Origin of the sequence: Nocardia sp. NPDC127579, from assembly GCF_042672005.1 — a bacterium.
Classification (GTDB): domain Bacteria; phylum Actinomycetota; class Actinomycetes; order Mycobacteriales; family Mycobacteriaceae; genus Nocardia.
Window position 1 is genome coordinate 243772 of sequence record NZ_JBHXVZ010000003.1, and the last position, 25837, is coordinate 269608.

Annotated in this window: 31 protein-coding genes and 1 pseudogene; 14 read left to right on the forward strand and 18 right to left on the reverse strand. The window is 67.3% G+C overall.

Annotated elements, in window-relative coordinates:
• Window positions 1-76: 76 nt before the first annotated feature.
• Entirely contained in the window at window positions 77-1264 is a 1188-nt protein-coding gene (locus ACFVMC_RS13460) for a lipase family protein (protein ID WP_379209964.1), read from the forward strand.
• Here ACFVMC_RS13460 and ACFVMC_RS13465 read toward each other — a convergent pair.
• Both ACFVMC_RS13465 and ACFVMC_RS13470 read right to left on the reverse strand, forming a co-directional pair.
• Window positions 1244-1909, reverse strand: a complete 666-nt coding sequence (locus ACFVMC_RS13465) for a class I SAM-dependent methyltransferase (protein WP_379209966.1) — start codon at window positions 1907-1909, stop codon at window positions 1244-1246. The two genes, ACFVMC_RS13460 and ACFVMC_RS13465, sit on opposite strands and share 21 nt — an antisense overlap.
• Window positions 1910-2003: 94 nt before the next feature.
• The gene (locus ACFVMC_RS13470) at window positions 2004-2963 is read right to left on the reverse strand and encodes an SDR family NAD(P)-dependent oxidoreductase (RefSeq protein ID WP_379209968.1); all 960 of its coding nucleotides are present in this window, start codon (window positions 2961-2963) and stop codon (window positions 2004-2006) included.
• Window positions 2964-3028: 65 nt separating this feature from the next.
• On the opposite strand from ACFVMC_RS13470, the gene ACFVMC_RS13475 reads away from it, so the two are divergent.
• Window positions 3029-3436, forward strand: a complete 408-nt coding sequence (locus ACFVMC_RS13475; protein ID WP_379209970.1) for a MerR family transcriptional regulator — start codon at window positions 3029-3031, stop codon at window positions 3434-3436.
• A gap of 150 nt (window positions 3437-3586) precedes the next feature.
• Here ACFVMC_RS13475 and ACFVMC_RS13480 read toward each other — a convergent pair.
• Window positions 3587-3886, reverse strand: a pseudogene (locus ACFVMC_RS13480) (contact-dependent growth inhibition system immunity protein); the annotation flags it as partial.
• 148 nt (window positions 3887-4034) lie between these two features.
• Here ACFVMC_RS13480 and ACFVMC_RS13485 point away from each other — a divergent pair.
• Complete coding sequence (locus ACFVMC_RS13485) at window positions 4035-4406, forward strand: hypothetical protein (protein WP_379209972.1); 372 nt, start codon at window positions 4035-4037, stop codon at window positions 4404-4406.
• Window positions 4407-4452: 46 nt separating this feature from the next.
• Here ACFVMC_RS13485 and ACFVMC_RS13490 read toward each other — a convergent pair whose 3' ends face one another.
• The 4 genes from ACFVMC_RS13490 to ACFVMC_RS13505 are packed head-to-tail and all read right to left on the reverse strand — an operon-like array spanning window position 4453 to window position 7236.
• Window positions 4453-5682: an NAD(P)/FAD-dependent oxidoreductase gene (locus tag ACFVMC_RS13490; RefSeq protein WP_379209974.1), complete on the reverse strand. Its 1230-nt coding sequence runs from the start codon at window positions 5680-5682 to the stop codon at window positions 4453-4455.
• Window positions 5679-5858, reverse strand: a complete 180-nt coding sequence (locus ACFVMC_RS13495; protein WP_379209976.1) for a rubredoxin — start codon at window positions 5856-5858, stop codon at window positions 5679-5681. The genes ACFVMC_RS13490 and ACFVMC_RS13495 overlap by 4 nt, the downstream gene beginning before the upstream one ends.
• Complete coding sequence (locus ACFVMC_RS13500; protein ID WP_379209978.1) at window positions 5855-6022, reverse strand: rubredoxin; 168 nt, start codon at window positions 6020-6022, stop codon at window positions 5855-5857. Before ACFVMC_RS13500 ends, ACFVMC_RS13495 begins: the two co-directional genes overlap by 4 nt.
• Complete coding sequence (locus tag ACFVMC_RS13505; RefSeq protein WP_379209980.1) at window positions 6022-7236, reverse strand: alkane 1-monooxygenase; 1215 nt, start codon at window positions 7234-7236, stop codon at window positions 6022-6024. The genes ACFVMC_RS13500 and ACFVMC_RS13505 overlap by 1 nt, the downstream gene beginning before the upstream one ends.
• Before the next feature lie 106 nt (window positions 7237-7342).
• Here ACFVMC_RS13505 and ACFVMC_RS13510 point away from each other — a divergent pair, with 106 nt between their 5' ends.
• Both ACFVMC_RS13510 and ACFVMC_RS13515 read left to right on the forward strand, forming a co-directional pair.
• Window positions 7343-7951 (forward strand): TetR family transcriptional regulator, encoded by a 609-nt coding sequence (locus ACFVMC_RS13510; RefSeq protein ID WP_379209981.1) that lies wholly within the window; start codon window positions 7343-7345, stop codon window positions 7949-7951.
• A gap of 210 nt (window positions 7952-8161) precedes the next feature.
• Entirely contained in the window at window positions 8162-8698 is a 537-nt protein-coding gene (locus ACFVMC_RS13515) for a hypothetical protein (RefSeq protein ID WP_379209983.1), read from the forward strand.
• Between the two features lie 129 nt (window positions 8699-8827).
• On the opposite strand, the gene ACFVMC_RS13520 is transcribed toward ACFVMC_RS13515, so the two are convergent.
• The gene (locus ACFVMC_RS13520; protein WP_379209985.1) at window positions 8828-9319 is read right to left on the reverse strand and encodes a GNAT family N-acetyltransferase; all 492 of its coding nucleotides are present in this window, start codon (window positions 9317-9319) and stop codon (window positions 8828-8830) included.
• A 70-nt stretch (window positions 9320-9389) separates the two neighbouring features.
• Window positions 9390-9767, reverse strand: a complete 378-nt coding sequence (locus ACFVMC_RS13525; RefSeq protein WP_379209987.1) for a hypothetical protein — start codon at window positions 9765-9767, stop codon at window positions 9390-9392.
• Between the two features lie 288 nt (window positions 9768-10055).
• Between ACFVMC_RS13525 and ACFVMC_RS13530 the strand changes: the two genes are divergently transcribed.
• The gene (locus ACFVMC_RS13530; protein WP_379209989.1) at window positions 10056-10838 is read left to right on the forward strand and encodes a helix-turn-helix domain-containing protein; all 783 of its coding nucleotides are present in this window, start codon (window positions 10056-10058) and stop codon (window positions 10836-10838) included.
• Here the strand turns inward: ACFVMC_RS13530 and ACFVMC_RS13535 are convergent.
• Both ACFVMC_RS13535 and ACFVMC_RS13540 read right to left on the reverse strand, forming a co-directional pair.
• A complete protein-coding gene (locus ACFVMC_RS13535; protein WP_379209990.1) occupies window positions 10816-11691 on the reverse strand; it encodes a TIGR03619 family F420-dependent LLM class oxidoreductase in 876 nt (291 codons plus the stop codon). The two genes, ACFVMC_RS13530 and ACFVMC_RS13535, sit on opposite strands and share 23 nt — an antisense overlap.
• A gap of 31 nt (window positions 11692-11722) precedes the next feature.
• Window positions 11723-12202: a VOC family protein gene (locus tag ACFVMC_RS13540; RefSeq protein ID WP_379209992.1), complete on the reverse strand. Its 480-nt coding sequence runs from the start codon at window positions 12200-12202 to the stop codon at window positions 11723-11725.
• A gap of 193 nt (window positions 12203-12395) precedes the next feature.
• Here ACFVMC_RS13540 and ACFVMC_RS13545 point away from each other — a divergent pair, with 193 nt between their 5' ends.
• Window positions 12396-13490, forward strand: coding sequence for a hypothetical protein (locus tag ACFVMC_RS13545; RefSeq protein WP_379209994.1), 1095 nt, complete (start codon window positions 12396-12398; stop codon window positions 13488-13490).
• A 168-nt stretch (window positions 13491-13658) separates the two neighbouring features.
• Here ACFVMC_RS13545 and ACFVMC_RS13550 read toward each other — a convergent pair whose 3' ends face one another.
• A complete protein-coding gene (locus ACFVMC_RS13550) occupies window positions 13659-14375 on the reverse strand; it encodes a metal-dependent hydrolase (protein WP_379209996.1) in 717 nt (238 codons plus the stop codon).
• A 199-nt stretch (window positions 14376-14574) separates the two neighbouring features.
• Here ACFVMC_RS13550 and ACFVMC_RS13555 point away from each other — a divergent pair, with 199 nt between their 5' ends.
• Window positions 14575-15204 carry a hypothetical protein gene (locus ACFVMC_RS13555; protein WP_379209998.1) on the forward strand — a complete coding sequence of 210 codons (630 nt, stop codon included), beginning with the start codon at window positions 14575-14577 and terminating at the stop codon, window positions 15202-15204.
• 51 nt (window positions 15205-15255) lie between these two features.
• Here ACFVMC_RS13555 and ACFVMC_RS13560 read toward each other — a convergent pair whose 3' ends face one another.
• Entirely contained in the window at window positions 15256-15642 is a 387-nt protein-coding gene (locus tag ACFVMC_RS13560) for a DUF4913 domain-containing protein (protein WP_379210000.1), read from the reverse strand.
• Between the two features lie 61 nt (window positions 15643-15703).
• Window positions 15704-16675 carry a diiron oxygenase gene (locus ACFVMC_RS13565; protein ID WP_379210002.1) on the reverse strand — a complete coding sequence of 324 codons (972 nt, stop codon included), beginning with the start codon at window positions 16673-16675 and terminating at the stop codon, window positions 15704-15706.
• 141 nt (window positions 16676-16816) lie between these two features.
• Here ACFVMC_RS13565 and ACFVMC_RS13570 point away from each other — a divergent pair, with 141 nt between their 5' ends.
• The 3 genes from ACFVMC_RS13570 to ACFVMC_RS13580 all read left to right on the forward strand — a co-directional run bounded on the left by ACFVMC_RS13570 (window position 16817) and on the right by ACFVMC_RS13580 (window position 18223).
• The gene (locus tag ACFVMC_RS13570) at window positions 16817-17428 is read left to right on the forward strand and encodes a hypothetical protein (RefSeq protein ID WP_379210004.1); all 612 of its coding nucleotides are present in this window, start codon (window positions 16817-16819) and stop codon (window positions 17426-17428) included.
• A gap of 89 nt (window positions 17429-17517) precedes the next feature.
• Window positions 17518-17925, forward strand: a complete 408-nt coding sequence (locus ACFVMC_RS13575) for a hypothetical protein (protein ID WP_379210006.1) — start codon at window positions 17518-17520, stop codon at window positions 17923-17925.
• Between the two features lies 1 nt (window position 17926).
• The gene (locus ACFVMC_RS13580; protein ID WP_379210008.1) at window positions 17927-18223 is read left to right on the forward strand and encodes a hypothetical protein; all 297 of its coding nucleotides are present in this window, start codon (window positions 17927-17929) and stop codon (window positions 18221-18223) included.
• Here the strand turns inward: ACFVMC_RS13580 and ACFVMC_RS13585 are convergent.
• The 4 genes from ACFVMC_RS13585 to ACFVMC_RS13600 form a co-directional block, all read right to left on the reverse strand.
• Window positions 18213-19208: a hypothetical protein gene (locus tag ACFVMC_RS13585; RefSeq protein ID WP_379210010.1), complete on the reverse strand. Its 996-nt coding sequence runs from the start codon at window positions 19206-19208 to the stop codon at window positions 18213-18215. The genes ACFVMC_RS13580 and ACFVMC_RS13585 overlap by 11 nt on opposite strands.
• A gap of 359 nt (window positions 19209-19567) precedes the next feature.
• Window positions 19568-19972, reverse strand: coding sequence for a hypothetical protein (locus ACFVMC_RS13590; RefSeq protein WP_379210012.1), 405 nt, complete (start codon window positions 19970-19972; stop codon window positions 19568-19570).
• Window positions 19973-20128: 156 nt separating this feature from the next.
• Window positions 20129-21202, reverse strand: a complete 1074-nt coding sequence (locus tag ACFVMC_RS13595) for a dihydrodipicolinate reductase (protein WP_379210014.1) — start codon at window positions 21200-21202, stop codon at window positions 20129-20131.
• Window positions 21199-22023: an SDR family oxidoreductase gene (locus ACFVMC_RS13600; RefSeq protein ID WP_379210016.1), complete on the reverse strand. Its 825-nt coding sequence runs from the start codon at window positions 22021-22023 to the stop codon at window positions 21199-21201. Before ACFVMC_RS13600 ends, ACFVMC_RS13595 begins: the two co-directional genes overlap by 4 nt.
• A gap of 96 nt (window positions 22024-22119) precedes the next feature.
• Between ACFVMC_RS13600 and ACFVMC_RS13605 the strand changes: the two genes are divergently transcribed.
• The 3 genes from ACFVMC_RS13605 (at window position 22120) to ACFVMC_RS13615 (ending at window position 25834) form a co-directional block, all read left to right on the forward strand.
• Window positions 22120-22695, forward strand: a complete 576-nt coding sequence (locus tag ACFVMC_RS13605; protein ID WP_379210018.1) for a TetR/AcrR family transcriptional regulator — start codon at window positions 22120-22122, stop codon at window positions 22693-22695.
• A gap of 61 nt (window positions 22696-22756) precedes the next feature.
• Window positions 22757-23635, forward strand: a complete 879-nt coding sequence (locus ACFVMC_RS13610) for an SGNH/GDSL hydrolase family protein (protein WP_379210020.1) — start codon at window positions 22757-22759, stop codon at window positions 23633-23635.
• A gap of 54 nt (window positions 23636-23689) precedes the next feature.
• Entirely contained in the window at window positions 23690-25834 is a 2145-nt protein-coding gene (locus tag ACFVMC_RS13615; protein ID WP_379210022.1) for a molybdopterin-dependent oxidoreductase, read from the forward strand.
• Window positions 25835-25837: the final 3 nt, after the last annotated feature.

Genomic DNA, 25837 nt, shown 5'->3' on the forward strand with positions numbered 1-25837 from the left:
TCATGATGACGACTTCTATTGTCCACCAAGGGGATTCGAACGATCGGAGCCCGGCGCTATGCTACGGAGCCGTCCGGTGCAGTTGGCTGTTTTCGGGCTGGTGCCGATGCGGGTGCGGGCCTGGCAGCTGCTGTATCGGACCAGCGATCTGCACGGTGTGCCGGACGCGGCGGTGACCACGGTGCTGGTGCCCGCAGGGCCGGTGCGGGCACTGGTGTCGTTCCAATGCGCGATCGACGGTGTGAGTTCCCGGTGTTTCCCGTCCTACGCGTTGCGGCGAGGCGCGCGGGCGCTCGGGGCGATCCCGCAGCTGGAGCTGCCCGTGATCGCGGAGGCGGTGGCGCGAGGGTGGGCGGTGTCGATCCCGGATCACGGCGGGATGGGCGGGCATTTCGGGGTGGCGCGCGAACCCGGATACCGGGCGCTGGACGCGGTGCGGGCGAGCCTGGATTTCGCGCCGCTCGGGGTGGACCGTGAGTGTCCGGTGGGGCTGTGGGGCTATTCGGGTGGGGGACTGGCGACCGCCTGGGCCGCGGAACTGGCCGCCGACTACGCCCCGGAACTGCGGATCGTCGGCGCGGTGGCCGGTTCCCCGGTGGGGGACCCGGGGGCGGCGTTCGCGCGCCTGAACGGCTCACTGCTGTCGGGCTTCTCGACAGTCTGCGTGGCGGCGCTCCAGCGCGCCTACCCCGAGGTGGCCCGTGCGGTCGACACGCACGGCACTCCCGAATTCCAGGCGGTACTCGCGACCGCCGCCGCCCACACCACCCTCGCCCTGCTGCCGCGCCTGGCCGGCAAGAACCTCGACCGCTACAGCCGCACGAGTTTCACCGATCTGCTCACGGGCCCGGACATGCGCGGCGTCCTCGACGACATCCGCCCCGGCGCCCACCCGCCCGCCATGCCGGTCCTGATCCTGCAGGGCGTCCACGACGAACTGATCGCCGTCGCCGATATCGACGACCACGTCGACCGCTACCGCGCCGCGGGCGCGGCGATCCATTACGTGCGCGACCGCCTGAGCCTGCACCTGCCACTGCTGTACCTGGGCACCCCGCTCACCATGAATTGGCTCGCCGACCGCTTCGCCGGCACGCCGCTCCCGCCACCGGCGACCCGCACCGTCTGGTCGGTCGCCTGGCGCCCCCGCGAAGCCCTCGGCCACCTCCGCTTCGCCGCCCTCTGCCTGCGTCTGCTGTGCGGCCGCCCGTTCCAGCCGGGAATGCTTGCGCGCGAGCAGATCTCAGCCCGGCGGCGTGGGTAGGCGGCCGGGCTTGTCGTAGACGAGGGAGTAGCGCCAGAACAGGCGGCGGCGAATGCGAGCCCCCGGCAGGTGGGCTCGCGCGGCGGCACGGATGTCGGTGAGGGTTTCGCGGGGTGGGGCGGTCGGGGCGGTCATCGCGTGGGGGAGCCGTTCCGCGACGCGGGGATGTTTCAGCAGGCCCAGCAGGGGATTGGCGAGTGCGGCCACCCCGCCGACGAAGTGGTCGAGCAGGCTCGACGCGCGGTAGCAGCCGATGACGATCAGGCGGCCGCCGGGGTTCAGGCTGCGGTCCAGGACCGGGATGCTCTCGTGCAGCGGTAGATGGTGCAGGCTCGCGACCAGCGTGATCGCGTCCCACCGCCGGGGTGGCAGCTGATCGAAGCGGAGCTGCTCGATGACGACCGCGGCGTCGCCCGCGAAACGATCCGCCGCGGCCCGCGCGCTGTCCGGGTCCGGCTCCACTCCCGTCACCCGTTCGACGTCCGGTCGGAGTCGATCGATGAGATTGCCTGTGCCGCAGCCGATATCGAGAACCTCGCGGGCACGGGCCGAACGCACCCGGCCGAGGACCCATCGACCGTAGAAGTCGTTGTGGCTCCACGGGTGCCGCTGGTTGAACCGGTCCAGCCGGGCAAGCAAGGTCACCGCACCCACGGTAGCGATCGTGGCCCGGAACGGCCGCCACCCGTCCGAGAATTCGGCTGATGCGGCTCGAACCCGCCAGCGTCACGCTCCGAGGTCACGAGAAGCTGTCCAGCCCGGTCAGTTCGCTGGACACTGCCCAGAGGCGGGCGGCGGAACTGGGGTCGACAGCCCATGGTTTCACGCCGCCGACGAGCATGTCGTCGGTGGTGGCGGATTCAGCGATATCGCAGTCCTGGCAGTAGAGGCCGCCGTGTTGATCGAGTAGGGGTGAGGTGGCCGCCCAGACTGTTGTCGCTGCGCCTTGTGCGGGAGTCTTGAACCCGGTGGCGGCGCGGCCGTCTCGGGTGATCCAGCCCTGAGCGAGCTGTTCCGCGTGGGGGATGTTTCGTTGCAGCGGGGTGAGGATGCTGCCCGGATGCACCGAAAAGGCATGCAGACCGGTGGCCGTGCCGAGTGCGTCGAGATGGGTGGCGAACAATGCGTTGGCGGTCTTGGACTGCCCGTACGCGATCCAGTGGTCGTAGCCGTGGCGCAGATGTATGTCGTCCCAGCGGATGTCGGTCAGGAAGTGCCCTGAGGACGCGACTGAAACGACGCGCGAGCCGGTAGTGGACATGGCTGGGCGTAGTCGGTTGACGAGGGCGAAGTGGCCGAGGTGGTTGATGGCGAAATGTGCTTCCCAGCCGGGGCCGATGAGCTGGTGCGGGTAGGCCATGACGCCGGCGTTGTTGATGATGATGTCGAGGGTGCGGCCGGTGTCGAGGAATTGGTCGCTGAAGGTTCGGACGCTGTCGAGGTCGGCCAGGTCGAGTTCGGCTATTTCGGTCTGTGCTGTATCGCGCAGCGCTTCCCGGGCCAGGTCGGGCCGGCGCGCGGTCACGATGACCTTCGCTCCAGCGCGAACCAGTGCCGCAGTGGTCTCTTTGCCCAGACCCGAGTAGCCGCCGGTGATCAGAACGGTCTTGCCGGTCAGGTCGATCTCGGCCAGAACTTCGTCCGCTGTGCTGGAGGCGCCGAACCCTGAACCGAGCTTGTGCTGCTGAGTTGGTGGCATGCCCTCGACGCTAAGATCTAGAGTGCGATCTAGGTCAAGTTATGAGGGGCGGTTTGGGCAATCACATGGATGGTCTTTCCATCGGAGATGTCGCGAGGGCGACCGGGCTCGGAGTCCACGCGTTGCGCTTCTTCGAACGCGAGGAGCTTTTCCTGCGCCCCATCCCGCGTACCGCTGGAGGGCAGCGGATCTACGATTCGACGGATGTGGAGTGGCTCCTGCTGTGCAATCGGCTGCGCGACTCCGGCATGCCCATCGCCACTGTGCGAAAGTTCGCTCAACTCGTCCGGTCGGGGCCTGGCAATGAGCGTGAGCGCCTCGCACTTCTAACGCACCACGAACGGACCGTCCAAGACAAGATCGCGGAGTTGACGGCAAGTCTGGAGATCATCCACAGCAAGGTCGTCACCTACCGCAAGCACGTCGAGGATGGGACTGCGGCCGGGCTCTGGTCCCCGAAGCCGCGCCGCTGACCGAAAGAGTTCCGTCCGTAGTGGGTCTGACAGGAAGTGTTTGACCAGGCCGCGGAGTTCTGGATATGGCGCGCCGTCCAGTTCGGCGACCATCGCGTCCGCTCGATCAGCGATGCCCCGTGCTCTGCCCGAGAGCCCGGCCGAGCGTGACCATTGGTCGCGAGGAAGCCGGAGTACGGCCCGCAACAGATCGCCTGGGTAATAGTGACCGGCTGCGAGTGGATTCAGCTCCAGCTGGTCGAGCGCCCGAGGCAATATTGCCGCTGTTCCAACGTTCTGCGACAACATGATTCGCAGGTCTTCGATACCCAGTTCTCCGATCGGAGTCTGCCGCAGCCGATGGATCGTCCGAACCACGTAGGTGTCCTCCGGGGTGGATACCGGCCAAACGACGCCCTCGATGTCCTGCACCGATCGTGGGAACTCTTCGTCGCCGGCCACGCTCGTCACCGCCCTCGTCTCCTTTGTGGGTTACCCGTTCTCGCGCAGCATCCGCCGCTGTCGAGGTCCGCCCACACTAGCGTTACCGGTTCGATCCGAGTCCGCTATCGACACGCTATTCGGCAGTTCAGTGCGTCCGTCCGTACGGTGTCCATCCATGGCCACCGCTACATCCGTGCTATCGCAGAGCTTCGACGGAATCTTCTACCGTGTCCAGACGACATCGTTCGATGCCAGGTTCATCATCAGCGCGGATGCGGATCCCGAACGAGTGGAGAACGTGGACGTCGAGGTGCGGTTGACCGATGGTTCACGGTGGAGCGCGACGATGTTCACTGTGGCGGAGGTCCAGAGGTTGATGGCGCGCTGGTCGCAGACCGGGGAATGCGGGGGCGGCGCCTACTTCTGGTGCAGGGACGGTGTCATCGTCGGTGATCCGGGTGTGCGTGCCATGACCGCTGTCCTCATCGGCCTTCATGACGATGACGATGGCCTCACGGCGGTTCTCCAACGTCTGGACGAGGAGTGATCGGCAATATCGTGCGTTCAGCAGGGGCACCCGAGGACTGGCGGGTTCACTGTCGTACGGGCTGAACCTCACGCTTGAGCTCCGCCAGCTCGGCCGCCTCGGCCCAGTCGGCGCGAGGATGCACCGCGCCCCCGGCGATGAGTTCGCGTGCGGTGCGCAGATCGCGTGGGCGCCCGACGGCTACCGCGCCGACGAGGGCGCCCTCGGTCAGGGCCAGGGCGATGAAGTCGCGGTCGGCGATGGATCCGCGCACGACCAGGTCCTCGCACGGGTGCGGCCAGCCCGCGAATTGCAGGTTCACGCCGTACTGCGTGGACCAGCCCCAGGGGATCTCCAGGTCGGTGTCCGGTTGTCCCAGCATGGATTTGGCGGCCGCGGCGCCCTGGGCCTGGGCGCTGTTCCAGTGCTGGTCGCGTTCGTGGCGGCGGCGCTGGGGTGTGAAGCGGGCGGCGACGTCACCGGCGGCGAACACGCCGGGCGCGGAGGTGTGGAAGTGGGCGTCGACGAGGATGCCGTCGCTGATCTCGAGGCCGGCGGTGCGGGCGAGGGCGGTGTCGGGGTCGGCGCCGATCGCGACCAGCGCCGAGGCGGCGCTCCAGGTGCGCCCGTCGGTGGCGGTCGCGACCACGCCGTGCGAGTCGATCTGCTCGATGCCGGTCAATTCGACATCGTTGTCGATCCGTACACCGTGTTCGGCGTGCAGATCCCGGACCAGTGCCGAGACCTCGTGGGGGACGACGCGATCCAGCGGCCCCGCGCTCGCGTTCACGACCTGCGCCTGCCCGCCGAGGCCACGCACGGTCGCCGCGACCTCGAGCCCGACCAGTCCGGCGCCGACGATCAGCAGCGGGCCAGTCGCGATCGCGGCCCGCAGCGCCGCGATATCGGCGACACCGCGCAGGGTCCGCACCCGCAGCGGCGGATGGTGTTCCAGCCGACGTGCCCGCGCGCCCGTGGCCAGCAGCAGACTGTCGTAGCCCAGCGACTCGCCGGTGCTCAGGCACACCCGCCCGCGATCGGTGCACAGATCGGTGACCGTGGTCCCCACCCGTAGCTCGATATCGCTTCCGGCCCAGTAACTCTCGGATTCGAGCAGGCAACGCTCGAGTTCCCGGGTCCCGGCCAGCAGGTCCTTGGACACCATCGGCCGCCGGTAGGGCGCGTGCTGCTCGGCGCCGACGAGCACGATCCGGCCGGTGTAGCCCGAGCTGCGCAGGGTGCGCGCCGCGGTCGCGCCCGCGACGCCCGCGCCCACGATCACGATCTGTCCGGTCACGAGCGGCTGACCTCCACCATCTCGAAGTCGCTCTTGGCGGCTCCACAGTCGGGGCAGGACCAGTCGGCGGGGATGTCGTCCCAGCGGGTGCCCGGCTCGATGCCGTCCTCGGGCCAGCCGAGCGCCTCGTCGTACTCGAAACCGCATTGCAGGCAGCGGAACAGCTTGTAGTTCATGGCTTCTCCTGTTCGAAGTCGATCTTCTCCCGGACGCCGCAGTCGGGGCAGCACCAGTCGTCGGGCACCGCCGACCACGGGGTTCCGGCCGGGAATCCTTCGCGGGGTGCGCCGGTGGCCTCGTCGTAGACGTACTCGCAGACCGGGCAGCGGTAGGCGGCCATCAGCGTGTCCCGTACCGGGCGAGCAGGCGCCGGCGGGCGCGCGGGTGCAGATTGACCCGCGTGATGTCGCCGTCGTAGTGCTCGAGCACGCGGTGATCCATGACCCGGCGCCACAGCGGCGGGAAGTAGGCCAGCCCGATCATGCTGGCGTAGCCGCTGGGCAGGTTGGGTGCGCCGTCCATGCTGCGCAGGGTCTGGTAGCGGCGGGTCGGGTTGGCGTGATGGTCGCTGTGCCGTTGCAGGTGGTAGAGGAAGATGTTGGTGACGATGTGGTCGGAGTTCCAGCTGTGCTCGGGGGTGCAGCGCTCGTAGCGACCGCTGGCGGTGCGCTGGCGCAGCAGCCCGTAGTGCTCGAGATAGTTGACGGTCTCGAGCAGCGAGAACCCGTAGACGGCTTGCAGCGCCAGGAACGGCAGCACCATCGGGCCGAAGGCGAGTGCGAGTGCGCCCCACAGCACCACGGTCATGGCCCAGGCGTTGAGGATGTCGTTGCGCGGGGTCCACGGGCTGTGCCCGAGCCGCTGTAGTCGCGCGCGTTCGAGTTCCCAGGACGAGCGCAGGCTGCCCCACACGCTGCGCGGCAGGAAGGCCCAGAAGGTTTCGCCCATGCGGGCGCTGGCCGGGTCCTCGGGGGTGGCGACGCGGACGTGGTGGCCGCGGTTGTGCTCGATGTAGAAGTGGCCGTAGGCGGTTTGGGCGAGGGTGATCTTGGACAGCCAGCGTTCCAGGCTGTCCTTCTTGTGCCCGAGCTCGTGCGCGGTGTTGATGCCGACGCCGCCCATGGCGCCCATGCTGATGGCCAGCCCGATCTTGGAGATCAGGCCCAGCCCGCCGTCGATGCCGAGCCAGGACAGGTCGGTGGCCGTCCACAGGTAGCAGGCGGCGGTGAGGCTGGCCAGTTGCAGCGGAATGTAGGCGTAGGTGCAGTAGCGGTAGTACTTGTCGTGCTCGAGCTGTTCCATCACCTCTTCCGGCGGGTTCTGGCCGTCGGGGCCGAAGAACAGGTCGAGGGTGGGCAGCAGGCCGTAGACCAGGATCGGGCCGATCCACCACCAGACCGGCGCGACGGCGTTCCAGCCGAGCTGGTTGAACGCCCAGACCAGGGCGACCGCGATGAGCAGCGCGGTCGGCGCCACCAGTCCGAGCAGCCACAGGTATCGCTTGCGGTCCCGCCACGGGGGCGCGAGCACCGCGTCGCCGGTTGTAGAGGTCATGTTCCCACTCCGTTTACACTTTCGGTCGATCTGTATTCAGTAGAAACAACTCATGGTTGATTGTCAACGGTGAAGTCAGATGTGCTGCTGATGTACGATTGCCGACGTGGCTGAAGCGCCGAACTTTCAGATGGAGATGCGCCTGCTCCTGCGCGAACGCGCCCTCGACGCGGCCCGCGAGGTGGTGTGCACCGAGGGCTGGGGCGCGGTCAACATGTCCCGCATCGCCAAGGACGTCGGCATCAGCCGGCCCGTGCTCTACAAGGAGATCGGCACCAAACAGGCGCTCGCCGACGCGCTCATCGCCCGCGAACTCGCCGTCTTCGTCGGCGGCATCCTCGACACCGTCGCCCGCCACCCCGGCGACCCGATCGTCGGCATGACCCGCGCCGCCGAATACACCCTGCGCACCGGCGCCGACAACACACTGCTCAAAGCCGTACTGTCCGGCCGTCACAGCAGCGACACCACCCTGCTGCCCGCCCTGGTCACCGAACCCGAACCCGTCCTGGGCCGCGCACTCACCGCCCTACTGCCCGCGATGCGCGAGAACTACGACCTGCCGACGGTTTCCGACGACGACCTGGAATCACTGATCGAAATCCTGGTCCGGCTCACCCTCAGCCACCTGTTCCAGCCGCTGGGCCCGATCGAACACGCGGTCGCCCAGATCGAAGTGGTGATCACCCGCCTGCTCACCGCGCTGACCGCCTAGCGGACAACCACCCCGCGTACGAGCGAGTGATATCGGTCGCCAGCCGATATCCGCTCGGAGCTGCTAGATCCGACCCGCTGATCAGTGACGTCGGGATTGCGAAACTCGACGCGACCGGGCATTCTCTCCGCAGCTGTGCCGGGAAGTCCGGTCGGTGGCGTGAATCGAACGGGCACGCGTTTCTACTGCATGCATGGTAGGAGAGCGCTGATGGGCGGGACCGGACCGAAGCGATCGTCGGAACGATGGTTCGCGGTAGCACTGGCGCTGGTGTGCCTGGTTGTCGGGTGCTTCTTCCTTCGAGCTCTTGTCGACCTGCCAGGACATGCCGCGCGTGGACTCGGCGCAACGTGGGCGGGATGGGGCGACAGCGCGGGAACTATCACGGTCACCCAGAAGAAGCGTGGCAGCGGGCGTAGCAGTGAGATCATCTGCCGAGGCGACTTCACCCCCGATGACGGTGGGCCGGTCCGGTCGACGATACGAGTCTCCGTCGAGTCCTGCGTGCCCGGCCGACAGGTCCGTGCCGAACTGGTGAAAGGCGATCCGGGTAACTGGAATTCGGCGAACCGCGCCGACACCGCCTTCGAGCCTGGGCAAGGCTGGGGAAGCCTGCTTTTCGTCACCGTCTTCATCGGTGCCTTCTGCCTGGTCCTCGGATCGCTGTTCGGCCTCGGCGGCATAGCGGTACTCGTCGGCGCGTTCCGCCCCACTCGGGGTCTGGCCGCCGACCCGAGTGAGAACTGAACGAGCGGGCGTATCAACCCTGATCCGGTCATGATCCATGTGCCGGAGTCGACACTGTGCGGCCCGGTCGGGGTTCCCCTCCGAAGCCGGCATCGCAGACCGGGCGAGGCCGGGCCGAGGGCCTCTGAATCAGCCCTGCGCCAGCGTGAGCGTCATATCGAATTCGAGCCGGGGATCGGTGTCGGAGATCGGCCGCACTGCGCCGGTGCGGCGGAACCCGTGACGGTGATAGAGGCGTTCGGCGGCGATGTTGCCGTCGGACACCTCGAGATCGGCTCGCGGATGGCCGGTGCGAGTGGCCCAATCCAGGACCGTGCGGACCAGCAGATCGGCAACCCCGGTCCCGCGGGCATCGGGGGCCACCCACATCGCCATGATGTGCGCGCCGCCGCCGATGGTGGCCACACCGATGGTGCCGAGATCGAGCTCGCCGGTGGTGGCGAGGAACAGGGTGCGTGCGGCGAGCAGGTCGCGCCAGCTCTGCTCCGGGCGTCCGCGCGCGTCGGCCAGCGTGTAGGCGAAAGCGTAGGGTGCCTCGGCGAGCGCGCGTAACCGGATGGCGCGGAAGCGATCCCACTGTTCGGGTTCGAGTTCGAGAATCCGCACCGAGTCGATATCCATGGCGTCATCCTATGGGCGACACCGACATTGCCCGCTACACAACAGATTCGGCCACGCCCTACCGGACGGTCTAAGCCATCCCCGGCGTGCGCTCGCCCGTGGACCGGAGCAGCGTGAGCCCGTACGCCGCGAACCAGATCACCCACAGCAGCCACCCGGCCAACCCGATCAGCCCGAGTGGCCCGTTCGCGTCGATGGTGAGCGGCGCGATCGTGGCGGCGGTGAATTGCAGTGCGGCGGCCAGGAACCCGATGACGGTCTGCCAGCGGGGGAGCAGTCCGCCGAGTCGACCGGCGACGTTCAGTCCGACCAGTGCCAGTGCCAGGAAGGTGCCGTTGAGTGCGAGGAGGGCGTCGCACAACGACCACAGTGCCCGGCCGTCGTCGGTGCTGCCGAGTGCGTAGCGGATCGCGATGATCACCGTGAATGTGGCGTTCTGCAACAGCAATCCGGCCGATCCGACGACCGACCATGCCGTGCCCGCCGCCGCGCCGACGCCACCCGCATCCAGGTCTTCACCTCCTGGCCCGACGGGACACTGCGCACCGATCTGGAAACCTCGGTCGACATCTACGCCGCCCTGTGCGCCATCGACGTCTACACCACGCTCATCACCGAACGCGGCTGGTCACCCGACCAGGTCGAGAACTGGTGGGCCGACATCCTGGCCCGGGAACTGCTGGCATGACCTACCGGGTAATGGCTCAGCCCCGCCGAAAATCCTAGGCTGCACGACATGCCCACTCTCACCGCCGGCGACCTGCTCCGCCACTGGCGGTTGCGACGCCGCCTGAGCCAGCTCGAACTGGCCGGCCGCGCCGAAACCTCCACCCGGCATCTGAGCTTCATCGAAACCGGCCGCGCCACACCGAGCCGGGCCATGCTGGCCAACCTGTGCGAGCACCTCCAGATCCCGCTGCGCGAACGCAATCGGCTGCTGCTCGCCGCGGGATACGCGCCCGCCTTCGCCGAACCGGCCATAGACGCGCCCGAGATGGCGCCCGTACGGGCGGCGATGGGGCAGATCCTGGCCGGGCACGCGCCCTACCCGGCGCTGGCGATCGACCAGGCCTGGACCATGGTCGACGCCAACGCCGGAGTGACGGTACTGCTCGCGGGCGTCGACCCGGCACTGCTCACACCGCCGGTGAACGCGCTACGCCTGAGCCTGCACCCCGACGGGCTGGCCCCGCGAATCCGCAACCTGGCCGAATGGCGCGGACATCTGCTGGCCCGGCTCACCCGCCAGGTCGAGGTCACCGGCTCACCCGAGCTCGCCGACCTGTGCGCCGAAGTCCGCGAATACCCCGGTGGCGAAACCGAACTCGTCCTACCCGAACCCCATCAGGTCGTGGTACCGCTGCGCCTCGAGCACGACGGGCAGGTCCTGTCGCTGCTCAGCGTCAGCACCGTGTTCGGCACGCCGATGAACGTCACCGTCGCCGAACTGGCGATCGAATCCTTCCTGCCCGCCGACGACGCCACCCGCGAAACGCTCAGGACGCTGTCTTCGCGATGACCCGCTCGGCGAACCGGGACAGATTCGCGATCTTGGTGTCCAGCGACTCGGTATCCGGCTCGCGGGTATAGGGCACCCGGAAACCGACGATCACATCGGTCACCCCCTTGTCCTCGAGCCGCTTGATCCCATCGACGGTGTAGGCGTCCAGTGAGATGACATGCACCTCGAAATCCTTGCGCGTCCCGTACTCCTCGCGCAGCTTGTCCAGCTTGACCAGCAGCCGATCCAGCTCCTCGCCGTCACCGCCGGCGTGCATCCAGCCGTCGCCGCGCTGGGCCGCGCGCCGCAGCGCCGGGCCGCTGTGCCCGCCGATCAGAATCGGCATCGGTTCCGTCGGCACCGGGTTGATCTTGATCGGCGGCAGATCGTAGAACTCGCCGTGGAACTCGAAATACCCGCCCGCACACAGCCCGCGCACGATATCGATGCACTCGTCCATACGCGCGCCACGCTTCTCGAACGGCACATCCAGGATCTCGAAATCGTCCGGCCACGGGCTGATACCCACACCGAACCCGAACCGGTTGCCGCTCAGCGCCGCCACCGACGCCGCCTGCTTGGCCACCAGCACCGGCGGCCGGATCGGCAACTTCACCACGAACGGCGTCGCCCGCAGCGTCTTGGTCGCCGCGAGAATCGCCGCCGACAGCACGAACGCCTCGATGAACGGCTTGTTCTCCAGGAACTCCCGATTACCGTCCGGCGTGTACGGATAGGTGGCGTCGGATTCCTTGGGGTAGGCGATGCTGTCGGCCACCGTGATCGAGGAGTACCCCGCCGCCTCGGCCGCCTGCGCCAACGGCACGTAGTACTCGGGATTCGTCATCGCCTCGGCATAGGTGAAACGCAATGTGCGGCCTTTCTGTTGGTGTGCCGGAAAACTAGGTCCACGGGTTGCGGTAACCGTCCGGGACGAGCTGATCGAACAAAGCCCGCATCGGCTCCGACAACCGCATCAGCTCCACATACGAACCGAGCGGCCCGCCCGCCAGATAGACGAACTCCATGCCCTCCGACGCCCCGCGCGCCACGATGTCCGGGCCCGCCTCGGCGACCGCCGCGTCGAAGTCCTCCGGTATCCACCCGACATGGTGCAGGCCGGGACCGTGCTCGGAGTACAGGCTCACGCCCGAGCGCGGCTCGATCAGCTCCAGCTGCTGCCCGCCCGCATATCCCAGGGCGACGCTGATCGTGTAGTCGGCGGGCGCGCCACGCAGCTCGCACCGATCCGGACCGAATCGCACATCCGGGAAGGTCGTCCACCGGTCGACCCCGTAGCGCTCGCCGAACTCCCGGGTGGCCGCCGCGAGATCGGTGACGACCCAGCACAGCTGGAAGATCGGCCCACGCGCAATCGTCACCGGCCGCTCCCGGACCGGCACTCAACTGCAACGTGTTCTAGATTCACCATCTCAACCAACCACCCCGCACCGCCCTCCGTCAAGAGATCCGGCTGATCCGCCCGCGAAACCGCCCCTGCGGAATCGCCACTCCCCGAACGGCAATGACCCCATTGCCAGGCGCGAGAACACCCGATAAGCGACACTGTCCGGCGTGACCCGATACGCATTCGACACCGACCGCAACGCCCTCGTCGCCATCTGGGCGACCGGGCGCGGTGACCTGACCCAGACCGTGGCCGTACTGCCACCCGTCAGCCACGAGCAGGCCGCCGGCCTGGCGTCGAATCTCACCACCCTGTCCCGTTTCCACTGGCGCACCTACACCCACCCGGCCAGCGCCGCGGGCGACCCCGACGTCCCCAACAGCGAAGCGTGGCGCCGCGCCGAAGAACGCCGCAACTTCAAAGACGTCGAAGCGGGACTGCGCCGGCCGCACCTGCCCACCGACCACGGCCTGGTCATCTCCTACAGCGGCATCGTCGAATCCGCGCACCGGGTCGGTCGCGCCCTGCACGTCATCGGCGACGACCAGCTCACCGCGACGATTGTCGCCGAGGTCGATCGCGAACAGCGCGCCATCGAGAACGCAGAACTCGGCGACCTGTCCGGACGGGCGCGCCAAGCTGTCGAACTGTCCCGGCCCGACGTCTCACCGGCCCAGGTCCAGGCCGCCGACGAACTGCTGCGCGCCGACCCGCTCGGGAGCGCCGAACTGTTCACCGAACTCGACCCCGCCTCCGCGTCGGTGGCCGCCGCACACTGGCTCTACGCCGCCGCGGAGGTCGCGGGCGAACTCGCCGGTGTTCCGACCGCCGACGTGGTCGTGGAGGCGGACGAGATCGAAGCATTACAGGTGGAGACTCCGACGCTGGTGCTGGAGCGGCTGGTAGCGGGGGAGACCCCGACCGAGATCGTCGCCGACCTCATCGCCGAGGCCATGTCGGTGTCGGAAGGTCGGGTGCCCGCCCCCTGGGCCGTCGTCGCGCGGGTGGCCGAAATCGAGGAGCAGGCACGCAAATCCGAGGCCGACAGCGCGACCCGGGCGGCGTTGCTGGCCGAGTTCCGGATCAGCCGGCTCGATCCGGTGCGCCCCGCGCTGGATCTGCTGGAGGACCTGCTCGACGGAATCCGCGGCTGTCTGCTGCTGTACATCGCGCACGGGGCAGGGGAGGAGGACGAGTTGGAGGAGCAGTTCGCCGACGATGTCCGCGCCGAGGCGGAGGCGCACTCGGAACAGTTGTTCTGAGCTGAAGTGAGGTTGCCGTCTCGGCAACCCACTGTCGCACTAAAACATCCTAGTGTGTAGATATGCGCATTGAACTATGTATTGCTGCACCTATGGACCCTCGCGACAGTGCCCCCGCACTTCTCCAAAAGACAGCAACGAAGAGAGGGGGCAGCTGCCGTGGGGCCATCAGGGTTGCTGAGTGATGCAGTACCAGAGCACCGCCATCGTTCCGATCACGAACAGCGGTGACAGCACCCAGGTTTCGACCTTGTTCCCGGTGCGTTCGATGATGGGGAAGCGCACCCGCAGGTCGATCGGCCAGAACAGGCGGCAGCCGCGATCGGTGAGGCAGTCGCCCAGGATGTGGGCCAGGGCGCCGAGGCCGACGCAGAACGGCAGCCAGGCAGGTTTGTCGCTGATGTAGTGGTCCATGACGAAGGTGCCGGAGGCGGCGAGCACGATGACCGCGCCGTAGGTGCGGACGCTGTCGCCGGGCGGGCACAGGTGCAGTGCGCGGACCGCGAGGGCAAGCAGGAAGAAGACCAGCGCGAGGGTGAACGGGCGGCCGATCCAGTGCATGCCGGCCCAGGTCGTGGCGGCCGCGACCCCGACGAACAGCAGCGAGTGCGTGCCGCGGCGGTGTCCGCCGGAGAGTTTGCTGATGAGTACGCACAGGAAGTACGAAACCGGCCCCAGCACATGCGCGATCGAGCTCTTCGGGTGGTCGGCGTCGGGGAGCAGGGCCGCGCCGGCGGTGAGGAAGACCCCGAGAACCAGTTCCACGGTGCCTATATGGCCGGTGGCGTCCGGTAATGCGGGGTAGCTCAATACGGTAACGGGCAGCAGCGCCGCCGCCCCCGACCAGGCCAGAGCGCCACTGGTCGCGTGAGAATGTCCAAGCACCGGTTCACGGTAGTGGGGGAATGGCGCTGTCACGCAACGTAATACGGCCCAGTAATCAAGATCACCCGCGAGTGCGGCGGTGGACGGACAGCCGAATTCTCGGCGTGTCGGGCCTTCGGCGCGCCGTGTGGCTGGCATGCTTTCGGCACATTCGTTCGCTGGCTCCGTGATATTCCTTCGACCGCAGGAGAACTCGGTTATGCATCGTGTGCGTTCGATACGACTGGCGGCAGCCGCTGCCGCCTCCGCTCTGCTCATGCTCACCGGCGTCGGGCACGCCACCGCCGAGAGAGAATCGGTGGACTGGTCCTCGGCCATGCGCCATCTGCGTGCGGCGGCGGCCGACAACCCGGCCGCGCTGGCAGCGGTGGACCGGTTGATCGCCTCCAACCAGCAGCTGGCCATGCAGAAGGCGGCGTTGCCGGCGCAGCCGTTCCAGATTCCGGCGCAGTCCGATATCGGCCGGGGTGGCGGCCCCGGCGTCTACGGTTCGGGAATCGCGCTGGGCGTGGACGGTTTCCGGCTCGGTTTCTTCGGTGGCCCCGGCACCATCGCCCCGAATCAGACCGGCGCGAAGATGGAGGTCGTCTGGTACAACCTGTCCAACGGACGTAGTGCGACCGATCTGCTGTACGAGCACAACGATGTTCCGGTCGACACCACGATCCGCACCCGCGTCCTGGATACGGGCCCGGGCATGGTCGTGGCGGCCGTTTACGGTTCGCTGTGGCATCGCTGGTCGGTTCCGGTGAGCGAGGCCAACCCGGACGGTTTCCAGTATCAGCTGGGCACCATCTCGATTCCGTCCTTCGGGGCCGTCTACAACTGAACCCGGATCCTGAACGGCCGCACGGCTCTTGCCGTGCGGCCGTTTCGTGCCCTAGGTGTCGTCGGATCGTGTGAGGGGCTCGCCGAACATGCCGCGTTCCGGGGATTTCAGCGGGAGCGGGGGGAGCTGATCCCGGTGTCCACGCGTGGGGGAGCAGTGCAGGAAGGGGCCTTCCGGGTCGAACAGTTCACGCATGTGCGGGTCGGCATGGTCGAGCATCCAGATGCTCAGCCCGGTGGCCGGAATCAAGCGGTAGTGCTCCCAGGTGCGCCACAGCGCGTCGAGCCGTACGACTGCCTCGGCATGCTTCCACCATTCCGGGCACCAGCTGCGCCGCGCCTGCTCGCTGACGTCGCGCCGATAGATCAGGCTGAGGTAGTTCTCGACGAACTCCACCACCGAGAGATGGACCGTCGGCGTCGCTTGTCTGTCTTCCATGTCCCCATTGTCTGGGGTGTGCCGACCGGCGGCTGACCGATCGCTGTTCCCGACGCCCGGATCAGGCTGTCTCGCGGGCCGGTTCGCTGCGGTAGCGCGAAACTCGGCCGTCGATGCCGAGCAGACGCCACGTCGACTTCGCGACCGGGTTCATCAAGCCGATGTCCGTGGCCAGGGCACGGACATCGGCGAAGATGTCTCGCTTGAGGGTGCGCGAGTGCGGTGCCTGCCAGTACGCCTCGCGCATCACCTCGGCGGGGATCTCGAATTTCTCGGCGAACTCCTTGGGCGGGGTCATGATCATGCTCAGCATCACGCGCATGGCGATCGGAAACGCCACAGATAGCGCGAGTTTCGGCATCGTGGCGAGCCCAGGGACCTCGCGGCGCAGATACTCGTGCGCGAACGAGATGTGCCGCGCTTCCTCGGCGACGTGGATCTGCATGACCCGTTGCACCATCGGGTGCAGGTCGGCTCCCGCTCGCAGCAGCGACTTCTGGAGGTGGTCGATGGGCTCCTCTCCGCCGAGCACCATCGTGAAGAACGCGGCGGGGAAGTACTTCACCGCCGGCCAGATGATCATCGTCAGCTTCCGGTCGATCGACCCCATGCCGACGACGTCCTCGCCGATGCGATTGATCATCTCCTGGAACATCATCGTGTGATTGCACTCTTCGGCGGCCTCGTGGGCGACGTACCGGAATTCCGGGTCACCGTTGGGGATCGCGGTCGAGTACTGCATGAGGCCGCGGATCAGCAGTTGTTCGAAGTCCAGGCCGACCTTGGCGATGCCGGCCTGTCGCCACATACCCATGGCGATCTGCCGTTCCACTGTCTGCGCCTTGTACCAGGGGTGGCGGCCCAGTGGGTCTTCCTCCGGCATGATCCACCGCGTATCGGCGGTATCGACGGCGAACTCCGGTGAGTCCCAGTCGATGTCGAGATAGGGGTCGAAGTGCTTGTTCACCGACCCGTCGGAGAGATTCCGCAGGATTTCGTGGTAGGACGCGTCGGTCGAGGTGGCGGACAGCATCGGTGATGTCTCCTTCTGGTGATCTGACTATCCGCAGCTTAACGATACTGACGGTTACATACAATGCTGTATGTAGATATAGATCATGCGGCGCCGCACGCCTGTATTCGATGTCCCTATTGTCCGAGGGGGAGGTTTGTCGTGGTCTCAGTCGTACTGCTCGTGGTCGCGGGTATCGAGATGTGGTGTGTGGTTCGGCTGTGGCGGAGCGCCGAACAGTCGGGCCGGGTCCTGCTCCTCGCGGTGGTCGGTGTCGGGATCGCCTATGATTCCGCGGTTTTCGGCCTGGGCACGTCGATCGGTGAAGGCGCGCTGCTACATGGGCTGAGCGTCGGGCGTTTCGCCGGCCACGCTGTGCTCACGCCGCTACTGCTGTGGTGGGCGGTCGATCGGGTCGGTGCGGGTGCGCGCTGGCGGTTGGTCGCGGCGGTGAGCACGGCGGGCCTGGTGCTGTGGGGCTTGGCGGGCGAGCTGGCACATGTGCGCCTGATACCGCGGTCGTTCGCCGATACGGTTCGCTACGGCGCCGAGCATCCGGCTGTGCCGATCCCCGCACTGGTGGTATCGGTGGCGCTACTGGCGGTGGGCGTGATCCTGTGGCGGCGCGAGGGGCTGCGTTTCCCGCTGATCGGCGTCGGCGCACTGATCGTCGCCTCGGGTGCGGCAGTGGCCTGCCCGCCGCTCGGCAATGCGGGGGAAGCGGCGATGTTCGCCGCCCTGACCTGCGCCGAGCTGGTACGGCGAAATCCCTGAGAGTACTTGTCACGCTTAAGAAGTCCTGGGTAGCGATCGCGGCCGAGGCCGGGGCCGGATTCTCCAGGCGTTCGGCGGGTGTGGCGCGCGTGCCCCGGTTCGTGCGGGAGCACGTCCCGCGCGAGGTCGTGCGGCACGAGCAGGTTCCAGCCTCTCAGATGTGGGAGTCGCGCATCGATGTGGACGAGTACGCGCTCTACGAGGCCACGCATCCGGCTTACGCGGTGCAGGTGGTCGAACTCGCCCGAATGGTGCGGCGGCATGCGGCGAGCGTGCCCGCGACCATGCTGGATGTGGGTAGTGGTCCCGGATTGCCGACGGTGATGCTGACCGAGCTCTTCCCGGATACCCGGATCGATGCGGTCGAGCCGAGTCGCGCCGCGTTTCCGTACCTGGTGGCCAATGCGGCTGGGCGGCGCATCACTGTGGCATCACCGAATTTCCCGGCCATGACCGCTATCCGGTGGTGGTGTCGGTGGGCGCGTCACACCATCTGATATGCGGCTGTTCTTCCGGGCCATGAAGCACCTGGCCCAGCCCGTCGGAATTCGTAGTCCTTGGCAGCGTGTGCGTTTCGCTGTACTGGAACTCGAGGCTCTGGTGGCCGGTATCGACTACGACGTGGAACCTAAGACGTATCTGCGCAATTTTCTCGCCATGGCCCGCTCGGAGGGTCTGGAGGTGCTCGAGCATCAGCGTGTGCATGCCACGGTGGGGGATTCCGCTCACGACGCGGGAACCCACGTGATGGCGCTGTGTCGCGCCCGTACGGTGCCGGACCCGATCACGCCGTGAAGTCGTCGTAGCGCCGGCGGAGGTGGTGTGGGTCCGCGCGTTTGATCAGCACGCGCAGTGCCCGGTAGGGCACGGCGCTGTTGGGGAAGGGACCGTACTGTTCGATGAACGGATAGCCGTCGAATGGGTTGATCATGGGATCACCGTCACGATAGACCCACTGGCCGCCGTCCACTCGGAGCAGTGCTTCACCGAGGTACCAGCTCGCACCCTCGAGGAAGTCCTTGTTCGCCGGATCGTCGAGGGTGTCGAGTGTCGGTGTGCGGCGCAGGACGAGGGCGCCCAGGGCTTCGAGCGACGCGGGGGAATGGTCCCAGGTGACTCCGGCGCCATAGGTCGCGCTCCAGTGGTCGAATCCGGCTTGCCGGGCCTGCAACCAGTTCTGGAGGTATTCGGATTCGGGTGTGGCGGGGGAGATCGCGATCGGCGTGAAGGTCAGGCCGAACTTGTGGCCCAGCGCGTTCAGTGCCGCCGGGTCGCCGAAGAATGCTTCCGCGGTCACGTCCGGGTCGCCCGGGTCCACGGTGCACCAGCGTGCGGGCGCGGCGGGCGGCACGAGCTCGCCGACGGACCAGCAGAATATCTGCTGGGCGTCGAATTCCTCGTCGGGTCCGTGGGCGATCGGCCACTCGTGCGAGCGGCCGTTGCACTGGAATCGGATCAGGTGGTGACCGGCGGGTGTATCGGTCACCTCGATCTCGGCGAGAGGGAGCAGGCCCTGTCCGCAGGCAGCGATCCGTTCCAGCTCCGCTCGATACACCCACGCGTTGTCGGTGCAGGCGTGGCGGAAGGTCTTGCGTTCAGTGCTGTATCGAATCGTCAGGTAGTCGAGCACGAGCAGCACGGACTGCTGCGCGGTGTCACCGAAGTCGTCCAGTGGCGAGTCGAGTTCGTCAGGGGTGAGTGCCGAGTGCACCGTGGCCGTGTCGGTGAGGCCGAGTTCGACTATCAGGTCGGTTATCTCACGAACTGGCATTCGATGCATGCTCGAGAGGTTAGCGGCCGGAGGAGTGATCTACCAGGCGTGCTTGACATAATGTCGATTATCGGTTGAATAATGAGCTCGCGGAAGTGACCGAACGATACGAACATATGCGTTCCGGCGCATGTGTCATGGCTGAACCTCGACGCGCCTACGGCAGCCACTGCGTCGATGCGGTGCGTGCCGAGCGCTGGATCGCTCCGCGTCACCGATCAACTCGCCGTGTAAAAATTCCTGCGAACTCACGTTTTTGCCGCAATTATTGCCTCTGGCTCTAATTCGAGGTCGACACCCCACTTCCCCACGACCCGATCACTCATCGATAAAACGTCACTGTGACGTATTGTCTGTCGCCCGAGCACTCAAGGACGGTCGACGTCCGGGATGATCGCTTCCGGCTTGAAGATGACCTTGTAGTGGTAGCGGCTCACCTCGACCGCTTCGAGTTGTTCGACGAAGTAGCTCACGTTGTCCGACAGGCCGAGGAAGTGTTTCTTGTACTCGTTCTCGCCGGTCTTGCAGGTGACCTCGAGCTGGTTGTTCTCGTCCTTGATCGAGCACCTGCCTTCGATGGACAGCAGGTACTTGTCGGTGATTCCGTTGAAGAACACGACCCGGCGGTCGATCTTGAACTGGTCGGATTCCTTGGAGAGGTTCTCCGATACGACATCGGCGTCGCTCGAGCAGCCGAGCAGTATGCCGCCCGCGAACACTGCCGCGACCGCGGCGACGACCTTCTTCTTCATTCCGCTGTCCCCGTATCTCACTGAGCGAACTGTGGACTCATCATCTCCGGCCGCGGTGTCGAGCGCCACGGGATTTCACTTGACTAGGGCAGTGCCCGGATCGTCAGGTTGGCCAGCCGTCAGTTGCTGCCCAAGAGCCTGCTGGTTCATTCCGTGCGATGAACCAGCGCCGTGCGGTCAGCGAATGGTGCCCGCACCAGGGATCAGTGGGAGGTCCAGTGGTGTCACCCAGCCGGGCGGGAGGTCGTTGACGGCGGGGACGGCGTTGAGGGCGCGTAGTCCGGTGGCGAGGCATCCGGCGACGGCGGGTGTGCGGCCGGAGCCGTCGGTGAACCGGAAGGAGGTTTCCTGGGAGATCGACGGTGAGCCGAGGATGTCGACGCGGTAGACGTCGTCGCGGGTGCCGGCGGGCCAGTCGGGGGCGGCGTCGAGGCCGATCCGGTTGACGTGTTCGAGGGTGATGACCTCGCGTCCGCGGTAGATGCCGTTGATGGTGAAGCGGATGGCGGCGACGGTTCCGGCTTTCACGGCGCCCTTGGCGGTGGGCCGGTCGGTGGGAGTGACCCATTTGTCCCAGGTGGTGGTGATGTCGTCGAGTTCGATGCCGGCCGAGGCGGCGATCATGGGCACGGTGGCGCCCCACGCCATGATGAGCATGTCGGGATGTTCGAGTAGCGCGGTGAATTCGGGTGGGTGTCCGATGCCCATCTCGAATTCGTAGTCGCCTTCGTAGTCGGTGTAGTCGAGCAGTTCGGAGGCGCGCACCGAGGTGACTTCGCCGCACAGGCCCATGAGGGTCATCGGGAACAGGTCGTTGGCGAAGCCGGGGTCGATGCCGGTGGTGAAGCAGGAGGCGCCGCCTTCGGCGCAGGCGGCGGTGATGGGGTCGCGCCAGACGTCGGGTAGTTGTTTCATCTGCGGCCACACCCAGGGGGTCATGGCGGTGGAGCAGACGTCGATGCCCGCGCGCAGGAAGGCGCCGATGACGCGGATGTTGTCGTCGGCGAGTGCGGCGGTGGGCCCGTAGTGGACCAGTGCGTCGGGTCGCAGGGCGATGAGCTGTTCGATGGAGTCGGTGGCCAGTACACCGGTTTCGTCGGCGCCGCACAGTGCGCCCGCGTCTTTGCCGACCTTGTCGGGGTTGTTGACGCCGACGCCGACGAGTTCGAAGTTCGGGTGGCGCAGGATTTCGGCGAGCACCATGGTGCCGACGACGCCGGTCCCCCACAGCGCGATGCGTTTGGTGCTCATCGGTGGAACTCCCCGCAGTCGACGGTCAGCATCTGGCCGGTGATGGCGGTGGCGAGGTCGCTGGCCAGGAACAGGGTGGCGCGGGCGACTTCTTCGGGTCCGGCGAGGCGTTTGAGGTCGGTGGGTTCGGCTTTGCGGCGGTAGATCTCGGCGTGGTCGACGCCGGCTTGGCCGGCGAGCCAGTCGAAGTAGGCCTTGTTGATGTCTTCGTAGACGTAGGAGGGGGCGATGCTGTTGACGCGGATGCCGCGCGGGCCGAGTTCGGTGGCCAGTGAGGAGGCGAGGTGCGCGAGGGTGCCTTTGGAGAGTTTGTAGCCGGAGTATTCGGGTTGGGAGCTGTAGGCGACGCAGGAGTTGAGCATGATGATCGAGCCGCGGGTGGTTTCGAGGGCGTCGGCGAACAGGGTGCTCAGGCGCAGGGGTGCGAAGACGTTGGTTTCGTTGACCTTGCGCAGGTCGTCGAGCTCGATCTGGGTGATGGGGTGCATCGGGGGGATGGCGAAGGCGTTGTTGATCAGGCAGTCGATGCGGCCGTAGGCGTGGAGTGCGTGTTCGGCGAGGTGGGTGCGCTGCTGTTCGTCGGTGATGTCGGCGGTGATGGTGGTGGCTTCGGCGCCGAGTTGGCGGATTTCCTCGGCGAGGTGTTTCAGGCGTTGTTCGGTGCGGGCGGCGAGGATGAGGGTGGCGCCCATGCGGGCGGCTTCGGTGGCCAGGGCGTGGCCGAGGCCGGGGCCGACGCCGGAGATGACGATGACTTTGCCCTGGAGTAGCGGGACGGGGGTGTAGGCGTCCGCGGGTGCGGTGGGGTGGATGGCTGACACGGCTCCTCCTCGAAGTCCGCAGCAGTTACACTCTGTAACGACTTTGTTGTGACAGACTGTAACGACTGCTGCCCACCCTCACAAGGACGAGATTTCGTGACCACCCGCCATCGCCTCGGCCCGCGCCGCGACCCCGCGGTCGATACCGCGGTGCTCGATGCCGCGCGCGGGCTGCTGGTCGAAAACGGTTACGCCGCAACCTCGATCGATGCGATCGCGGCCCGCGCGGGGGTGAGTCGCCCGGCGATCTACCGGCGCTGGCCCTCCAAGGCGCATCTGATCGCGCAGGCGGTGTTCCCCGATGTCGGATCGGCGCAGACGGCCGCGGATCTGATCGGTGAGATCCGCAAGGTGATCCGCGGGACCATCCAGCTGTTCGGCTCTCCCGAGACCCGCGCGGCGATGCCGGGCCTGATGACCGAGATGCGCCAGGACGCGACCCTCTACGAGAAGTTGTCGGCGCGCCTGGACTCCCCTACCCGTGCCGAGCTGGGCGAGTTCCTCGCCGAACAGCCGCGGCGAGCGGGGCTGGATCCGGACACCCTGTTGGACACCATCGCCGGGGCGGCGTTGTTCGCGATGTGCATTCGTGATGTCGAGGATCTGGACGGGTTCGCCGAATCGCTCGAGGACCTGCTGCTGTACGGGATCGTGGGCCGGCGTCCGGATTGAACGCTGGCGAAGCGGTTGCGCGACTGCTACTTTCACCAGTGCCGGGGTTGCTGGGAGGGTCATGATGAAGGCGTGGTCGGCGGTGGCGGCGTGTGCTGTGCTGCTGGGGTGGGTACCGGCCGCGCAGGCGGCGCCCGCGGTCACCGAGTATGTGGCGCTGGGTGATTCCTGGGCCGCGGATGTGACGCTGAATCCGGCGCTGGTGAGTGCGGAGTTCGCGCCGCTGTCGTGTCTGCAGAGCGGCAGCAATTACGCGCGGCAGGTGGCGCGGGCGCTGGCGGTGGCGCGGTTCCGCGACGCGTCCTGCGGTGGGGCGATGACCGGCGACATGACCCGCACGCAGTCCTCGACGACCTCGGTCGGCAATCCCCCGCAGTTCGACCAGCTGAGCCCGGCGACGGATCTGGTGACGGTACTGATCGGCGGTAACGACGCGGGGCTGGCGGCGGCGGTGATGGGGTGCGTGACGACGAGTGCGACGGCCACACCGTGCCTGGATCGCTACTCCCCCGGCGGTTCGGATCGGATGTCGGCGGCGATCGTCGCGGCGGAGCCGAGGGTGGCCGCGGTGCTCGCGGGTATCCGGGAGCGCTCTCCGCGGGCCCGGATCCTGCTGCTGAACTATTTCGAGATCGTGGGCACGACGGGCGGCTGTTTCCCGCGCATCCCGATCTCGGATCCGGATGCGAGCTGGCTGGGTCACCGGTTGCTCGAACTGAATTCGATGCTGGCTCGGGTGGCGCAGGCGAGCGGGGTGGAGCTGGTGGACACCTTCGCGGGCAGTCACGGTCACGACGCGTGCCAGGCGCCGGGTGTGCGCTGGGGTGAGGGTCTGTGGCCGCTCACCAGTGATCCGGCGGGACCGGCGGTGCCGTTCCATCCGAATCAGCTGGGCGCCGATCATCAGGCGCGCACTGTGCTGGCGGTGCTGGGCCGCTGAGATCCACCCACGGACGGATCGACCGTCTGGGCCAGTCGGGGTAGCCTGATTCCCGTGAGCGCCAAGACAATTGCCCGCCAATGCACCCTGTGCGAAGCCCACTGCGGCATCCTGGTCACCGTCGAGGAGCAGCGGGTGCGCCGGATCGAGGGCAATCCCGACGATGTCCTGTCCAAGGGCTACATCTGTCCGAAGGCCACCGCGATGGGTGGGCTGCACCACGACCCGGATCGCCTGCGTACCCCGGTGCGCCGGGTCGGGTCGACGTTCGAGCCGATCGGCTGGGACGAGGCGTTCGACGAGATCGGGAGGCGCTTGCGGGCGGTGCGCGCCGAGCACGGCGCGAGCGCGATCGGCATGTATCTGGGCAATCCCGCCGCGCACAGTTCCTCGGTGATCTACGGGGCGCTGCTGCGGGCGGTGCTGGCGACCAAGCATTTCTTCACCGCGTCCTCGATCGATCAGTTCCCGCAGGAGTTCGCGGCATGGCGGATGTTCGGGTCGAATCTGCTGATGCCGGTGGCCGATATCGATCGCACGGACCGGCTGGTGGTGCTGGGCGCGAATCCGGCGGTGTCGAACGGGTCGATCTCGACCATGCCGAATGCCAAGCAGCGCATCAAGGATGTGCGTGGACGCGGCGGCACGGTGGTGGTGATCGATCCGCGGCGCACGGAGACCGCACGGCTGGCCGACGAGCATGTGGCGGTCGCGGCCGGCGGTGACCCGTATCTGCTGCTGGGCATGTTGCATGTGCTGGTCACCGAGAAGCTGTGCGACGAGGCGGCGATCGCGCGCCAGTGTTCGGGGTGGGGTGAGATCCGGGCGCTGGTCTCGGATCTGACGCCGGAGCGGATGGCGGGCCCCGCGGGTGTGCCCGCGGAGGTGATCCGCCGGCTGGCGCGCGAGCACGCCGCCGCGCGGTCGGCGGTGCTGTATGCCCGGCTGGGGGTGTGCCTGCAGGTGACGGGCACGCTGACGCACTGGCTGGTCAATGTCGTGAACGCGGTGACCGGGAATCTGGATCGGGCCGGCGGGCAGATGTTCGCGACGCCGCCGATCGACGCGCCGCGGCTGGGCAAGTATCTGCCGATGGGCCACGGCGCGTGGACCGACAGTTCGGGACGGTTCAAATCGTTCCGGTCGGAGTTGCCGGTGGCGGCGCTGACCGGGGAGATCCGCGGTGGCGCGATCCGGGCGATGGTCACCTACGCCGGTAATCCGGTGCTTTCGACCCCGAACCGGGGCGAGCTGGACGCGGCGCTGGCGGGCCTGGATTTCTATGTGGCGGTGGACATGTACGTCACCGAGACGACCCGCCACGCCGATATCATCCTGCCGCCGATCTCGCCGTTGGAGCGCGAGGAGGTCGACGTGCTGTTGCCGGTGTTCAGTGTGCGCAACAACATGCGCTACAGCGCGCGGGTGTTCGATCCGCCGGCCGACGGGCTCGAGGATTGGGAGATCCTGGCGCGGTTGATCACCGAGGTGCTGCCGCTACCGGCGCGCCGGTGGAGTGCCGGGGTGTTGCGGCGAGTGTTCGATCAGGCGAGTCCGATGCGGTTGTCGGCGCTCGGAGTCGCGGCCGGACCCTACGGTGTGCTGCGCAAGGGCATGCGGGGCCTGACGATCGCGAAGGTGCGCGCGAGCGCGGGCGGGATGGATCTGGGTGCGTTGCGTCCGCGGCTGCGGCAGTTGATCGGTACCGGCGATCACCGGGTGTGTTTGGCTCCACCGGATTTCGTGACCGCCGCGCGCGCGTTGCGCGTCGACGCCGAGCCGCGCACCGACGGTTTCGATCTGCGGCTGATCGGGCGACGGCATCTGCGCAGCAACAATTCCTGGCTGCACAATGTGCCGGAGATGGTCAAGGGCCGGGATCGGTGCACGGTGCTCATGCATCCCGAGGACGCTGCCGCGCGCGGCCTGGCTGCGGGTGTGGCGGTCACGGTGGCCTCGGCGACCGGGCAGATCGAGGTCCCGGTGGAGATCAGTGCCGATATCCGTCCCGGGACGGTGGCCGTTCCGCACGGGTGGGGCCACGGCGAACCCGGCGTCGGCTGGCAGGTGGCGGCGTCGGTGCCGGGCAAGAACGTCAACCTGCTGCACGATCCGGGCCTGACCGACATGTTCTCCGGAGCGGCGGCGGTGAACAGCACCTGGGTGCGGGTGCGGGCCGCGGGGGCTTCGTCGCGGTAGCCT